Origin of the sequence: Peptoclostridium acidaminophilum DSM 3953, from assembly GCF_000597865.1 — a bacterium.
GTDB lineage: Bacteria > Bacillota > Clostridia > Peptostreptococcales > Peptostreptococcaceae > Peptoclostridium_A > Peptoclostridium_A acidaminophilum.
Map to the genome: position 1 here is coordinate 762,455 of NZ_CP007453.1, position 14,040 is coordinate 776,494.

The following is a 14,040-nucleotide window of genomic DNA, read 5'->3' on the forward strand; positions in this document are numbered from 1 at the left end:
TAGGTGGTCCAAGAACCACCTATTTGTTTGCACATGCCTTTGCATGTTTTTGAAATTTACTAGTCGTTGAACTGGCAGAACTGCTCTCTTATCGACTTCATTTCAGCTATTATCGAGTCAACATCAAGAACCATTTCCATCATTCCGATTTGCTCATCGTATACTGCTGCATCTACAGAATCCTTGAATTCTGGCTCAACCGCGTGAAATACTCTTAGTCCCAACTGGACTCCTGCTAGTGGTCCTGCGAATGTAGGGTCTCCTGCTGTAACAGTCTCTGCAGCTAGTCCTGCTGATTCAGCTTCTGCTGCACCAACAAGAACTATCATGTTCTCTGCACCGTACTGCTCAGTAAAGCTCTTAACCCTGTTCTGATTCTCTAGGTCCATTGCACCAGCAGCCGTTCAGACAAAGCATTCTGTAGCAGAGTATACTACTTCTGCTCCTGTGCCTTTCAGACATTCTGCCATGGCCGGACCTGGTATACCGTCTCTGTCACCGATGATGATGACTTTTTTGCCGTCAAACAAACTCATTGGTTACCATCCTCCTATAACAATTTGAAATCTATAATAAACCCGGACCTTTCGGCCAAGGGCCTATCCTATGAAGTAATAGAGTTTTTTTATTGTCTCGCCTCTTTTCATAGATAATGATATCACATTTCATCCATTTTATAAACCAGTTTATTTATTAATCGTGATTATTTTCGCTAAACTATTAACATTTTTTGCTCAAAGGTCTTCTCTTTTCATCTTCAAGAAATTTTTTTAAAAAATACATGCCAAGGAATATGTCTTCCTTGGCACGATCCTACATTACTTCTTAATTATGTTGTGTTCCGGTCCGAATGGGAAACCAGTGATATCTTCAACTTCACCATTTTCCTTAATAACTAGTATATCGTGCTCACGATAGCCCCCTGCTCCTGGCTGTCCTTCAGGTATCATTATCATAGGTTCCATGGATATGACCATTCCAGGTTCCAGAACCGTCTCTATATCCTCGCGGAATTCAAGTCCTCCCTCACGGCCGTAGTAATGTGAAAGCACTCCGAAGGAATGGCCGTATCCAAATGTACGATTAGGAAGCAGATTGTGCTCTCTGAACATTTCGTTTAGCTCCTCGCATATGTCCTTGCATTTTACCCCTGGCTTTATTAACTCCATACCGCGTTTGTGAACGTCCACGTTTATATTCCAGTATTCAAGTGATTTGTCATCAACCTCTTCGAAGAACATAGTTCTTTCAAGTGCCGTATAGTATCCTGCAATCATTGAGAATGAGTTGTGGCTCAGTATGTCCCCTTTTTGTATCTTTCTGGAAGTTGCCCAGTTATGCGCTCCGTCTGTGTTTATTCCCGACTGGAACCATATCCAGCTGTCTCTTAATTCAGCATGCGGATACAGCTTTGCTATCTCGCGTGTCATTGCCTGTGTTCCAGCAAGCGCAACCTCATACTCGGGAACTCCTGCAGCTATTGCTTCAACAACCGCATATCCTCCAACGTCGCATACTCTCGCCCCGTTTTTGATGTGCTCTATCTCTTCAGCCGATTTTATCATACGGAATTTCATCAAATCTTGTGCTACATCTACAAGTTCAAAGTCCGGGAACGCATCTTCTATCTGCTTTCTAAGGTCTATATTGACATGGTCAAACTCTATTCCAAGACGTCCCCTCTTTACTCCCGCATCATCAAGCACAGTCTTGACAGCATGCAGGTAGTTGTCTCTTCTCCAGTCTGTATACACTACGTTATCCTCGTAGCTTCTACGCCATGGCATTCCCGCATCTATGTTGGCACTTACTGTGACATGCTTGTCCTGAGTTACCACAAGTCCATAGTTTCTTCCAAATGCAGTGTATAAAAAGTCACTGTAGTAGTTTATATTGTGGTATGAAGTGAATAGTACTGCATCGATAGACTTCTCTCCCATGTACTTGCGAAGCTTTGAATTACGCCTTCCCATTTCTTCCCTTGAAAATGTAGGCTTTACCTTTTCCCCGTTTCTTATGATCTTTATTCTTTCAAGATCGCTCATTTGTTTTACCATTCTTACTCTCCTCCCGGTTTTATATTTTTGTCAATAACTTTAATTTATTAGTTCGCTTCCTTTTGGGGAGCGTCGAACTCCATGTAATTGCTTTCAGAACTCTCTTTGAGATCAGCCTTGAAAAATTTTACACAGGCAAATGACATAAATACCATAACAATCATAAAAGGCAAAGTTGAAACAATAGGCGCGTTTTGAAGTGCCTCAAGGCCTCCCGCAAGCAGCATCACGGAAGCTATTGCTCCCATTATTACTCCCCAAAAACCTTTCAATCCGTTTCCGGGATTCAGATCTCCGCCCGAGGTGAACATTCCCATTACAAATGTCGCAGAATTCGCCGACGTTATAAAGAATGTACTTATTAAGACTACAGCTGCAGAGCTCATCAATGAAGCTAGCGGAAACTGTCCAAGAAAAACAAATAGCGCTGTTGTTACATCCTTGTCTACTATGGAACCAATATCGGTGCCGTTTATCTGCAGGTGTATGGCAGTGCCGCCAAAAGTGGCCATCCAAATAAAACTTAATACAGTAGGTGCTATTAGAACTCCCAGAACAAACTCCCTAACGGTACGTCCTTTTGAAATCCTGGCAACAAAGCCTCCCACCGGCGGCGCCCAAGCAATCCACCAGCACCAGTAAAATATAGTCCATTTCGAAAGCCAGCCGGGCGCCTTTCCGTAAGGGTCTGTAAAGAAGCTCATTTGCAATATGTTCTGAGCATACAGACCCAGCGTATCTGTCAGAACATCCAATATGAATCTGGTCGGTCCGACAAGAAATACAAATGCCAATATTGCAAATACAAGTACCAGGTTCAAGTTGCTAAAAAATTTTATTCCCTTTTCAATCCCTGTAATAGCTGTAAACGTATAGAAGGAAGTGATTACGGCTATTATTATAAGCGCGGAGCCTATGCTTTTGGGGATTCCAAACACCTCGTTAAGCCCTGCGTTCATTTGAAGAGCCCCCATTCCAAGAGATACAGCAACTCCAAACACAGTGGCAAACCCAGCCATTATGTCTACAGCTTTGCCTATCGGGCCCTTCGCTCCCTTTTCACCTATTAAAGGCACAAGTGTCGAACTGCACATCGCAGGCATGCCTTTTCTAAACTGGCAGTAGGCAAGCGCCATTCCTATTACTGCGAATATTCCCCACGGATGCAATCCCCAATGGTAGAATACTATCTGCATGGCATCTGCAGCCGCATCAGCAGTGCCGCCTGAACCGCCCATTTGAGGATTAGTGAAGTGCTTCAGCGGCTCGGCTATACACCAGAAAATCAAACTTATCCCCATTCCTGAACTGAACAGCATTGCAAACCATGACACCGTACTAAATTCAGGAACGTCATCATCCTTGCCAAGCTTTATATTTCCATACTTGCTAAAAGCTATGAAAATCGAAAAAACCAAGAAGAAAGTAACAACAAGAATATAAAGCCATCCCAGATTCGTAGTCAGCAATTTCACAATTGCAGCAAAAGTATTTCCTGCACTGCCTGGAGATATCGCCCCCCATGCTACTATAGCCAATGATAGTATTGTGGAGACCCAGAATACCGGTTTATCTATCTTGCCAAAAAAGTTGCCCATAGCAATCCTCCTGAGAATTATTTTCTTGCAGGAAACAGTTCATAAACTATTGCTATATACGCTTATATTGTGATTTTAATCTTCAAATACAGTTTGCTCTTCCACTTCTGTTTGAAGCGCTCTTAAGGCTTTTTCAACAAGCGCTCTTCGTATCTTTTTATCTCCATCAGGCCCTAGATTTGGATTGCCAAGCGGATATGGGATTCCGACAGCAGGGACAATCCTGTTGGCTCCTATTGTAAGGGATATTGGTACCACGGTAGCAACATGAACCACCGGAATTCCAACTCTTTCAATTTCTTTTACCATCGTTGCGCCGCAACGTGTGCATGTGCCTCAGGTGGATGTCAGGATAACTGCTCCTACTCCATCCTCCAGCAATTTCTTTGAAAAATCTTTTCCGAAACCTTTGGCATTTCCTACGGAAGTGCCTGTTCCCGTGGTGCTTATGAAATAATCTGCGAGCTCTCCTATTGTTCCCTCTTTTTCCATTTCCCTCATTACATCAAGAGGCACTACAAGATTGGGGTTCTCTGTGACAAACGCTCGGTCATACCCGCCGTGTATAGTCATGAATCTGGCCGCTCCCAGCGAATCCATGGCTGAAATATCATATATGCCGTACTTTGTGGCACTTGACGATTCAATCCTGTCAGGATTTCCTTGCGGAACAATTCCGCCTGAAGTGACAATGGCTATCTTGACCTTTGATATATCCTTTACTGCCGGATTCGGAGGTACGCGGTCAAACACCGGCATTGGGTATTCTGTGATGAACTCCTCGCCCTTCATCTTTTTTACAAGCATATCAATGCCTCTTTCTGAAGCTCTCTTTTCATTGAAATAGTTGACTCTTATTCCCCTGACATGATAACCTTCTTCTTGCGGAGACCCTATTTCCTCACCCTTTGCAAGCTTAAGCCCGAGCCTTGCAAGCTTTGGAACAGCATTTCTCATGTCAGCCGCTGAAATTTCAGTTTCAATTATGTGTATGTCCTTTTTATACATGTCTGTGCCCGGGTTCTCCTTGTACATGGCGCTTACTACAGGAATTCCCAGCTCATCCTCCACGGCCTTTGCAATAGATCCACAAGCAACTCCGTATCTTCCGGCATTGAATGCCGGCCCTGCAACAAATAGATCGGGATTATATTTTTTTATCATTTCAAGTATTTTTGCCTTTGCATCTTCCATGTTCTCACCGTAGTATGTGTCGCCGCAGACCACTGTGGCCACAACCTCAGCCTCTCCATTGAATGCAGCATTAAGGGCCATTCCTGGTCCCACAGCCTCTTCTCTCACATCTGGAGGTATGTCCGCCTTTTCTTCTCCCCCTACTCCAGCGAAAAAGTTGTTTATATAATGAACTACCTTTAGTTTTCTCATGATTTCTCACCCCTCTTAATAAGTTCTGGCTGCCAGTTTGTTGTATCCATTTGCAATTGTCGAGGCTATCACTATTTGAAGCTCCGCCTCAATGCTTCCGTCAGGCCTCAAGCTTCCCTCGTATCCGCCTATCATAGTTTCAATGTAGTCTAAAGTTCCTATTATCTTGTCCATAGGAGGAAATTCTATTATCAAATTACCCTGACCGCATGATACAAGCGCATCCGCCTCAGTAACAGCATCTGCAAGCGACTGGGACTTTCCATCTCTGCCCGGGAATTCGTCAGTTATAAGTACAACACTAGCTCCTGCATCCGTAGCTTTTTTGCAGTTCATCATAAGGTCAGTATCAGGGTTTCCATAGCCTTCTTCAGTGATCAGGACACCATCAAGGCCCAGGAATTCTACGAATTTCCCAACCATGTCCGAAGATCTTTCCTTGTCTGCCAAGAATACATTCTCATTAGTCAAGATAACGCCTATGAAGTTGATGTCCTTTCCATGTCTCTTATAGAGGTCCTCTATGACCGGATTGTTCAAATGGTGGAATGTCGTAACCTTGTCGCATGGAGCAACGCAGTTTCCGCTTGTAATTGCCCCGTCCATTATTTCGGTTGGGTACATGAATGTAGGAACCATTTGCTTTGCGTCCACTCCGTAATAGTAAGTATCATGAAGCAATCCCTGCGACTGGAGCATATGGATGTAACCCACCTTTGGAAGATCTGGATATTGTGCCACTTGCTCCAGAAGCGGCTTAGTTTCATATACGACAACCTCATCAGGCTCAACATGTCTTCCCGCTTCTCCTACAAATGTTCCTATTTTGAGTCCTGCCATTCTAGCCGCCTCTTCATACGCATGTGTCTCAAGACCTTCCTTAGGCTCGATTACTACGCACACGTTGAATGTTTCGGAAAAAGGCGTGTACTTGGCTGCCGGGCCTGACATATCTATTATTCCTTCCTGGAATCCCACTATGCTTCCACAAGTCAGCACCGTTGCCCCAACAAGAGCATGAGTCCTTCCCGAACCAACTGTTTTCACCTTGCTTATCATCCCCGGGAACATGCCTCCCGACCCATCCACCTTGACTCTGGGCTCGATTACATCCTTTACAGGAGCTATCCTTACAGATTCTCCCGGCCTTGCGAGTTCTATATTCACACTCAGTATGCGGTCATCTTTCATTGCAATGTCGACTAGCTCTTTCTTATTTACATAAAGCGTTCCATTCTCAACCTTTGTTTTTTCGCCAAACTGAACATCAGTTATTTTTATTTTTCCAAGTTCCAAACGCAAAACGCACACCTCCTCGTATTTTAAAGCCTTTCTTGTATGTTCCAAATATTTTCCCCTGAAATTGATTTAATTGCATTTCTGCTATAGATTCACCTCCTCGCCCTTGCCAACATTTTGTTATCTGTTTAACATGTATATAAGCAATTCTTATGCCAAGAAATCGTTTTCATTCAAAAAAATTATATTTGTTGATTTTGCAGGATTTCGAGCCCGCCCTATCCTCTTTTTCCTTTTCCACATCGGAAATATTTTGCCTGCTGGGAAATAAATTTCATAGCCGGTAGGCAATTTATTTCCACGTGCTATCAAAATAAACGCCTCATCATTGCTTGAGTTTTAACATGTTGCCTTGCTTGCAAAAAAAAGAGACGCTCATCTTTCTTAAGATGAGCGTCTCTTAGCTAGGAAATCCTTTTCACAATTCTTTTGAATGTTATATTTATCGACTATTTAAGGCCATATTCTCCAATTTTGTTAAACAGCTGCCTTCTGCTGATTTCCAATTTTCTAGCGGCTTCTGAAATGTTGTCTTCGCATATTTCAAGTACCTTTTTAATGTATTTCGTCTCCAAATCTCTCCTTACGTCCCTGAGAGGCCTTACATTCTCCATATGTTCTTCCTCGTCCTCAAAGTCATGATGCAATTCCGGCAAATACCTTTTCATTATTACCCCGTCTTCCGATAAAACGACTAGCCTCTCTATTATATTTTTAAGTTCCCTTATATTGCCCGGATACCCATACGAAATCAAGAAGTCCATGACTCCGTCTTCAATGCGGGATATTTTCTGGTTGAACTTGGTGCTTGATTTTTCCAGGAAGAAATCAAGCAGCAAAGGAAGATCTTCCCTCCTTTTCCTAAGCGGCGGAATTTCTATGCTGATTGTGCTTATCCTGTAAAAGAAGTCTTCCCTGAAGGTCCCCTTTAAAATCTCCTTTTGCAGATTTTTATTAGTTGCGCAAATCAGTCTGAAATCCACATCAATAAGGCGATTGCTGCCTATCTTCTCTATTATCTTCGTTTCAATGGCGCGAAGAAGCTTTACCTGGGTACCCAATGATATCTCTCCAAGCTCGTCCAAAAATAGAGTCCCGCCATGGGCTGCCTCAAATCTGCCTTTTCTTTGATCCACTGCGCCGGTGAAGGAACCTTTTTCATGGCCGAAAAGCTCAGATTCAAGCAGTCCGTCTGAAAAAGCCTGGCAGTTAACGGGGACAAACGTCTTATCTCTTCTTTGACTGCAATTGTGAATATATCTTGAGAAAACTTCTTTACCGACTCCAGACTCCCCAAGCAGCAAAATGTTTATATCACTTTGCGCCGCCTTTTTCGCGATCTGAAGTACCCTGTTAAATTCTTTATTTTTTGTTCGAAGCATGAAGTTTGAGTCTGATTCCACATCTATTTCTTGCTCATATTGCTGCACTGAATTTTCAGCCACTTTCTTTATCTCCTTCAAAAGCTCCTCAGGATCATGGCCTTTCACGAAATATGTAAAAGCTCCCTTTTGCATAGCTAAGACTGCATTCCCTATTGTCCCGTAACCTGTTATTATGATCACTTCCAGCTTGTCGTGCTTTTCCTTTATTTTCTCCAGGAGTTCAATTCCGTCCATACCTTCCATTATAAGGTCGGTAATTACAAGCTGAAAACTGCCATTCTTAAGCTTCTCCAAAGCCTCCATTCCACTTGCTGCCGTTTCTGCTGCATATCCATTGTCTTCAACAATCATCTGAAGTACTTCTCTGTGCTCTAGCTCGTCATCTACAATCAGTATTTTGAATGAAATGTCCTTTGGCTTCATATTACTACTCCCCTCTAAACGGCAGGTCTACTTTAAAGCAGGTTCCTTTTCCCAATTCACTTGAAACTCTTATTTTCCCGCCGTGTTTTTGTATTTCGTTATACACAATATAAAGTCCCAGCCCTGTGCCTTTCCCTACTGGCTTTGTTGTAAAAAACGGATTGAATATGCTGCCTAAATCTTCCTGGCTGATTCCTTCACCGTTGTCACAAAAGATGATTGAAATCCCCTCATCCCCTTTCCCGCATGCAATTTTAATAATTCCACCCTGCGGCATAGCGTCAATGGCATTAGCAATCAAGTTTATGAAAATATGCTTCATTGACTCTTCATTTGCAAAAAATGAAATGTCATCAGGACATGAAACGTCAATATTTATTTTTCTTTTCTCAATAATATTGTTTTCCAATGCAACTATGTTATTAATAAGTGCCTTGATGTTGACTTTTTCATACTCATTAGCGGAAATTCTTGAAAAATTAAGCAAATTGTCAATTATATTGCTCGACCTTTGAACGGAAGATTCTATTACTTCCACGGCCCTTTTCATTTTATGCTCATCATTCATGTTGTTTTTTATTATATAGCAATAATTTCTGATAAGCCCCAGCGGATTTCTTATCTCATGAGCCACACCCGCGGCTAGCTGGCCAGTTGCCGCCATTTTGCTTTCGTGGAGGATTTGCTGCTCCCTTATCATGAAATCCGTTATGTCTTTTATCATTACCAAAACGGCTGCCACATTTTTTTTCTTGTCCTCCAGCGGAAAAGTGCTCATTTGAAACATTTTGGATTCACATCTGAATTCCTGTTGACCCTGCTCGCACCTGTCGAATGTGTTCTCTATCATATCTTCAAAACCAGGGCCGTGGAGTATGTGTTGGAAATCCAGGCTGCTTTGCCCTATTATGTCATTTTTGTCGAGATTCAAAAGGCTGCAGAATGCTTTATTTACATTTATAATCTTATTCCGCCTGTCCACAACTGCCATAAGGTGTGTCAGGCCATCAAACGTTGTTTGAAGCGTTGTATTGCTTTCGTAAAGCTCATGGGTTCTCTTTTCAACCTCCCTTTTCAACATGTTGCTCCATGAAAAGGAAATGTATATTATGAGGCATGTCAGGCTTATAAAAACAAGTGCAACAAGGGCTATCATTTGAGAGGTTTCTTCTTTATCGTAATTTGCTGACGCTCCAAACCATTTTTCATTTATCTTTTCTAGTGTCTTCTTTTTTTTCATATTGTGAATTCCCTTATTAAGTATGGACAGCAGTTCCTTTTCTCCCTTTTTAACTGCCAGAACAGCTTCTTCTTCGATGAAGGGCTTATCTAGGACTTCATAATCCCTACTCGTATCCATAGCCTCGATCAAATGCATTATTACAGCCTCTTCCCCCACTACTGCATCTACTTTCCCCTGTTCAAGAAGCTTTATGGCATTCCTGGAGTCTTTAGTAAAGACATAATTAATAGACTCTACCTTTGAATTCAAAAATTCTATGGCATAGTCTCCCTTTGCAACCCCCACTGTCTTGTTTTCCAGAGCAGTGTAATTGCTAATGCGCCCTTTGTCCTTTGGAAATGCTATGGTCTCCCTTAACGTATACATTGGATCAGAAAAATCGAATACCTTTGCCCTTTCTTTAGACGGTATCAAATCTATGAAATCGCTTTCTCCGGCGGCCAGCTTTTCCAACGACTGGCTCCACCATGCAGTTGATTCTATGGATATAACCTGCCCGACCTCGATTGAGAGCGCACTTATATAGTCGACTATAAGTCCCTGGAATTGGCCGTCCGCTTCATCTATATACCTGTGAGGAGGTGAGGTTTGATCAGATATGTATCTTATTTTTCCATGACGTTTAAGCCATTCATGCTCCTCATTAGTTAGTTTGCTTGGCTTTGCAAAATATTCAACTATATTCATATCATATGCCATGTTTAAATAGATATTTAAATACAAAACACCTAGCACCGTCGCTGCAATTACAGCATTCATTATCCTTTTCTTCATATTGTGTCCTGCCCTTCAGTTATATCTACATGTGCTTTCTATTTTTAATATGACTTGAAAAAAATGCAAATAAGGCGTTTTGGCAGAATTCTCCATTTAACCCGGCAGGTGAAATAGGGAATTGAACCAAAACGCCACACGTATGAATCAATCGTCAGACAACTCATTTATACCACAATTAAAGTTTTCTAATCAAAATGTATTTGTCTTCGAATAAATCTATTGCATGCAAAAAACGCCCAAAAGGGCGTCTTATTTCATTAATAACAAATGTTCAAATGCTCTACACAATTTTTCTCTGTCTACTTTTCCTACTGTTTGATGGCTTCAAACATGTACGTGGCTTTGCTGGCTCCATTCGCAAGGTTTGAATACTCCATGTCCACAATGCCGCTTAGCATTCCATCGGACTCCTGCATGGGTATTTTAACCTGCATAGGCATTGTAAATTCTGTATAGGGATCAATATAGTGCTCCAGCTGCTTTTCCAGGTCAAAGCAGAGCTTGTCACCCTCCAAGTATCCTGCGGCCTTTATCTCAACTCCACTGTAGAAATCGGCAGGATAGGCTTCTCCGTTTATAGAAGCCTCCAGGGGCACTAGTTCCATTGTTAACTTGCCGTCAGCAAGCTTCACTATATTCATGTCGAATCTGGACTCGAACACGCTCGTGCCAGCCTCTCCATGCTCCTCATAGACCCAGTACTTGAGAATCCAAGTTCCCGCAAATCTGTCAGCTTCACTATTTTCATTCTCCGACCCGCTGCTTTCGGAAGGCGTGTTAGTTGCTGCACTTTCTCCCGGCTTAACTACAGGAGGCTGCTCTCTGAAAAACACCGCCCAAATCCCTGCCGCAGCTAGCAAAACAACAATCAAAGATATGAAAACCGCCTTTCCAAATCCGCCCTTTTTAGGCTGTTCGCCAATCGTTTCCATGAATTCCCGCTCGCTTGCGGCATCGTCATAGTCCTGGAGCTCTGCAGGCGACTCTGGATCTTCCTTGAGAGGCGACAATCCCTCTATCCTGTTGCCGCAGCTCTCGCAGAACTTGCTGTCCGGTGACAGCGGGCTTCCGCACTGCACGCAAAATTTGTTCATAATATTATCCTCCTTCAAATAGTTTTTTATACATTATACAAAAAAGCGCCCACAAGGAGCGCTGTATTTAATAAAAAAAACAAATACTCAAGCTATATAATAATTTTTTTGCAGTTTACTTTATTATTTTGAGATAATCCTTGATTTCAAAAACGTCTTCGTCAGTTTTATTAAGCTTGTACTTAATGAACCTGACTTCTTTTTCGACGTTGAGAATACTATCCTTTATGTCTATATGCTGCTCAGCATTCCTCGCCTCAAGCTCTTCGATTTTTTCGACCAATCGGCTCTCAAGCTTATCTAGCTTGCTATCTATTCGACTCTCCAATGCATCCAGCTTGCCATCTATTCGACTTTCCAATGCATCCAGCTTGCTATCTATTCGACTCTCCAATGCATCCAGCTTGCTGTCTATTCTGTTTTCAAGCGCGTTAAACTTCTTATCCATGCTGTTTCCAAATTCAGCAAACATAACATTTATAGCCTGCAGCAATTCCTTATTATCCATGTCATCGCCTCCCGCCATTACATAGTACATAAATTATAACATAAATGCTTGTTAAGTGCCCTAATCAAATATTTCTAAGCATCTACATTATTCCAGCGCAGGCTCTGGCTGACTTGAAGTCACTTGCTTCCCCTTCCGCCAGCGGTAGAAGGTCATTATTATCACGCCGAAAGCAAAGCATATGGCAATTAGGCCGACGAAGAAGCCGAACCCGAATATCATGATTTTGCTTAAGAGAATCAACACAAGAAGCGTAGCGGCGAATGCGAGAAACTGATATCCCCTGCCATTCCAGTTGAGACGTTCTGCAAGCAAGCGGCCTATCGCGTCACTGGCTATGACCTTCGCCAGTATCAGCACTACAAAATACGCCGACATCAGTATGAATGAAAGCGGCATTCCTATTACCGTAATCATAAGCAGGAACGCTGCAACAGGCACTGCTATTACAGCCAGGAAGCCCACTCCAATGCTGACCCAAGGAGCCTCCCTTCCGGTGCTGCTAAGACGAGAAAGCATATTAGGGAATAGCAAATACGCAGCCCCCCAAAGCACCAATCCGGCCAAAAAACTGGCCAGCGGCTCCAAACCAGCTGAAATACTTGGTCTTCATCTCCGGCACCGGGCTAGGCTTAGGAGTCAGCTGCCTTACTTCCCCGGTTTTTGCATCAGGAGAAATCTGAGCCTTGTTTTTAGATGTATAGGTGACCTTGCCGCCAATTGTTCCCGAAGGCCCTACCACAAGATTTTGAACGTCCCAGATAGTTACATCACCCTCTATAGGCGCATTCAGATACATCTGGTTAGCAGCGCCCATTGCCTCTCCAGCAACAGGACCGAGAATTTCAACTGTATTGCCAAAAATAACCACATCTCGCCCTATCTCCGCCTTTTCCTTTAGATACATCGTGTTGCCGGCTCCAGTGACGCTTCCCTCCACCGGCCCGTACAGATTAAGAGTGTTACACGCCACGCGGACATCACCCTTGATACTTCCGTTAATGCTCGCTGTATTGACGGCTGCAATGACATCTCCCGTGACCGAACCGTTTATTACTACCGACTGCCCGGCCGCGAATACGTCCCCGTTCACATTGGCATCAACAGTTATGTTGTTTCCCGTCACAAACAGCGGCCCTTTGATCTCGCCGGCAGGCACATATACCGAGTCTCCGTTCCTGATCTCTAGAGCCGATACTATCCAGACCGGAATTAGACACATTATCAGGGCTGCTACAAATGCATAGCGCCCCCATTTTTTTCTACGCATAAAAATCCCTCCTTTACGTTTTTGGATATTTCTCTGTTTATCGATTTTCACAAATTTGTATAGCTATTAATATAGTTCCCTTTTAGCCTGTTTATATAACTATGTTAACAACAAAAAATTCTCCTTCAGAAATGTATTCCAGGAGAATTTTCTTGTCAATTCAAGTTAAAAAAAGCCTTATTACTGTTCCCTCATCCAGTACCTGCTGCCGTCCGCACTCCTGTCCATGAAGCCGTAGTCCACGAGGTACCTTCTTATCATGACATAATCGTGGTATATCTTCTCGAGTATGCCGTTTACATCCTTTTCCGAATACTCAGTACCCTGCTTGAATCTGGTTGCAATCTCGGTTAATATAATAACCTTTCTTTTTTCCTTGCCTGGGAAGTTTATGAGCATTCCGCTGCCGTCGAAATACTTCGTGAGGACTTCTTTTCTTTCCTTTTCAGTTATGCCGAACTTCTCATCGAGCACAGAAGATCCCCTATGGACTGTAAGCGGCTCCTCCGGAGCTCCATGCACGCTTCTTGACGCAAGCAGCTCCATTATCGAAAGAAAGACCTTAGCCTGCTTTTCCCTCTCTCTTAGCTTGAACCTGTAGTTCCTCACTGTTGATTCGGTGAGCGTCAGGCTTCTGGCAGTTTCACGATCGCTCATTCCCTTGAAAAAACACTCAAGCACCTGTGTCTGGCTTTCCGTAAGCCCTGTATACTTCTTATCCAGGCTCATAAGGTAGTTGAACATCCCTTCATGGTCAACTTGTATGTGAAGCTGGATCCGCTTCTCGGGAGTGACGAATTTTTCGCCTATTTGATATATAAGACCCTCTTCAAACATTTCTCCGCACACAAGGCACACATACGCTTCTTTTTCCTTGTCATGCACATAACCTCGCTTCATGTCATCTATGGATGAATTCCAAAACAAAAGATTTATATCCATAAAATCACCTCCTGAATTCAGAATATCACTTTCGGTTGATTTTGTAAACATTTTTATT

The 14,040-nt window shown here is 42.9% G+C and carries 13 protein-coding genes; all 13 read right to left on the minus strand.

Translation table 11 applies throughout. The features are described from left to right. Nucleotides 1–59: 59 nt before the first annotated feature. Nucleotides 60–536: a glycine/sarcosine/betaine reductase complex selenoprotein A gene (grdA, locus tag EAL2_RS14480; protein WP_084481378.1), complete on the minus strand. Its 477-nt coding sequence runs from the start codon at nucleotides 534–536 to the stop codon at nucleotides 60–62. A gap of 282 nt (nucleotides 537–818) precedes the next feature. Further along, nucleotides 819–2,057, minus strand: coding sequence for a M24 family metallopeptidase (locus EAL2_RS14490; protein WP_242842524.1), 1,239 nt, complete (start codon nucleotides 2,055–2,057; stop codon nucleotides 819–821). A gap of 47 nt (nucleotides 2,058–2,104) precedes the next feature. Further along, nucleotides 2,105–3,655, minus strand: a complete 1,551-nt coding sequence (locus EAL2_RS14495) for a glycine betaine uptake BCCT transporter (RefSeq protein WP_025437074.1) — start codon at nucleotides 3,653–3,655, stop codon at nucleotides 2,105–2,107. Between the two features lie 75 nt (nucleotides 3,656–3,730). Continuing rightward, complete coding sequence (gene grdF, locus EAL2_RS14505; RefSeq protein ID WP_084481381.1) at nucleotides 3,731–5,041, minus strand: sarcosine reductase complex component B subunit beta; 1,311 nt, start codon at nucleotides 5,039–5,041, stop codon at nucleotides 3,731–3,733. A gap of 15 nt (nucleotides 5,042–5,056) precedes the next feature. After that, entirely contained in the window at nucleotides 5,057–6,343 is a 1,287-nt protein-coding gene (gene grdG, locus EAL2_RS14510) for a sarcosine reductase complex component B subunit alpha (protein WP_025437077.1), read from the minus strand. A 147-nt stretch (nucleotides 6,344–6,490) separates the two neighbouring features. After that, on the minus strand, nucleotides 6,491–6,652 hold the full coding sequence (locus EAL2_RS15605) for a hypothetical protein (RefSeq protein ID WP_158408950.1): 162 nt from the start codon (nucleotides 6,650–6,652) through the stop codon (nucleotides 6,491–6,493). A 137-nt stretch (nucleotides 6,653–6,789) separates the two neighbouring features. Next, a complete protein-coding gene (locus tag EAL2_RS14515; RefSeq protein WP_041693233.1) occupies nucleotides 6,790–8,148 on the minus strand; it encodes a sigma-54-dependent transcriptional regulator in 1,359 nt (452 codons plus the stop codon). A 4-nt stretch (nucleotides 8,149–8,152) separates the two neighbouring features. Next, nucleotides 8,153–10,165 (minus strand): transporter substrate-binding domain-containing protein, encoded by a 2,013-nt coding sequence (locus EAL2_RS14520; protein WP_025437079.1) that lies wholly within the window; start codon nucleotides 10,163–10,165, stop codon nucleotides 8,153–8,155. Nucleotides 10,166–10,476: 311 nt separating this feature from the next. Beyond that, nucleotides 10,477–11,262 (minus strand): zinc ribbon domain-containing protein, encoded by a 786-nt coding sequence (locus tag EAL2_RS14525; RefSeq protein WP_025437080.1) that lies wholly within the window; start codon nucleotides 11,260–11,262, stop codon nucleotides 10,477–10,479. Between the two features lie 115 nt (nucleotides 11,263–11,377). Next, on the minus strand, nucleotides 11,378–11,770 hold the full coding sequence (locus EAL2_RS15005) for a DUF4164 family protein (protein WP_025437081.1): 393 nt from the start codon (nucleotides 11,768–11,770) through the stop codon (nucleotides 11,378–11,380). An 87-nt stretch (nucleotides 11,771–11,857) separates the two neighbouring features. After that, on the minus strand, nucleotides 11,858–12,289 hold the full coding sequence (locus EAL2_RS14535) for a hypothetical protein (protein ID WP_158408951.1): 432 nt from the start codon (nucleotides 12,287–12,289) through the stop codon (nucleotides 11,858–11,860). Nucleotide 12,290: 1 nt separating this feature from the next. Then, the gene (locus EAL2_RS14540) at nucleotides 12,291–13,040 is read right to left on the minus strand and encodes a bactofilin family protein (RefSeq protein WP_025437083.1); all 750 of its coding nucleotides are present in this window, start codon (nucleotides 13,038–13,040) and stop codon (nucleotides 12,291–12,293) included. A gap of 180 nt (nucleotides 13,041–13,220) precedes the next feature. Further along, a complete protein-coding gene (locus EAL2_RS14545) occupies nucleotides 13,221–13,982 on the minus strand; it encodes a DUF2087 domain-containing protein (RefSeq protein ID WP_025437084.1) in 762 nt (253 codons plus the stop codon). Nucleotides 13,983–14,040 lie beyond the last annotated feature (58 nt).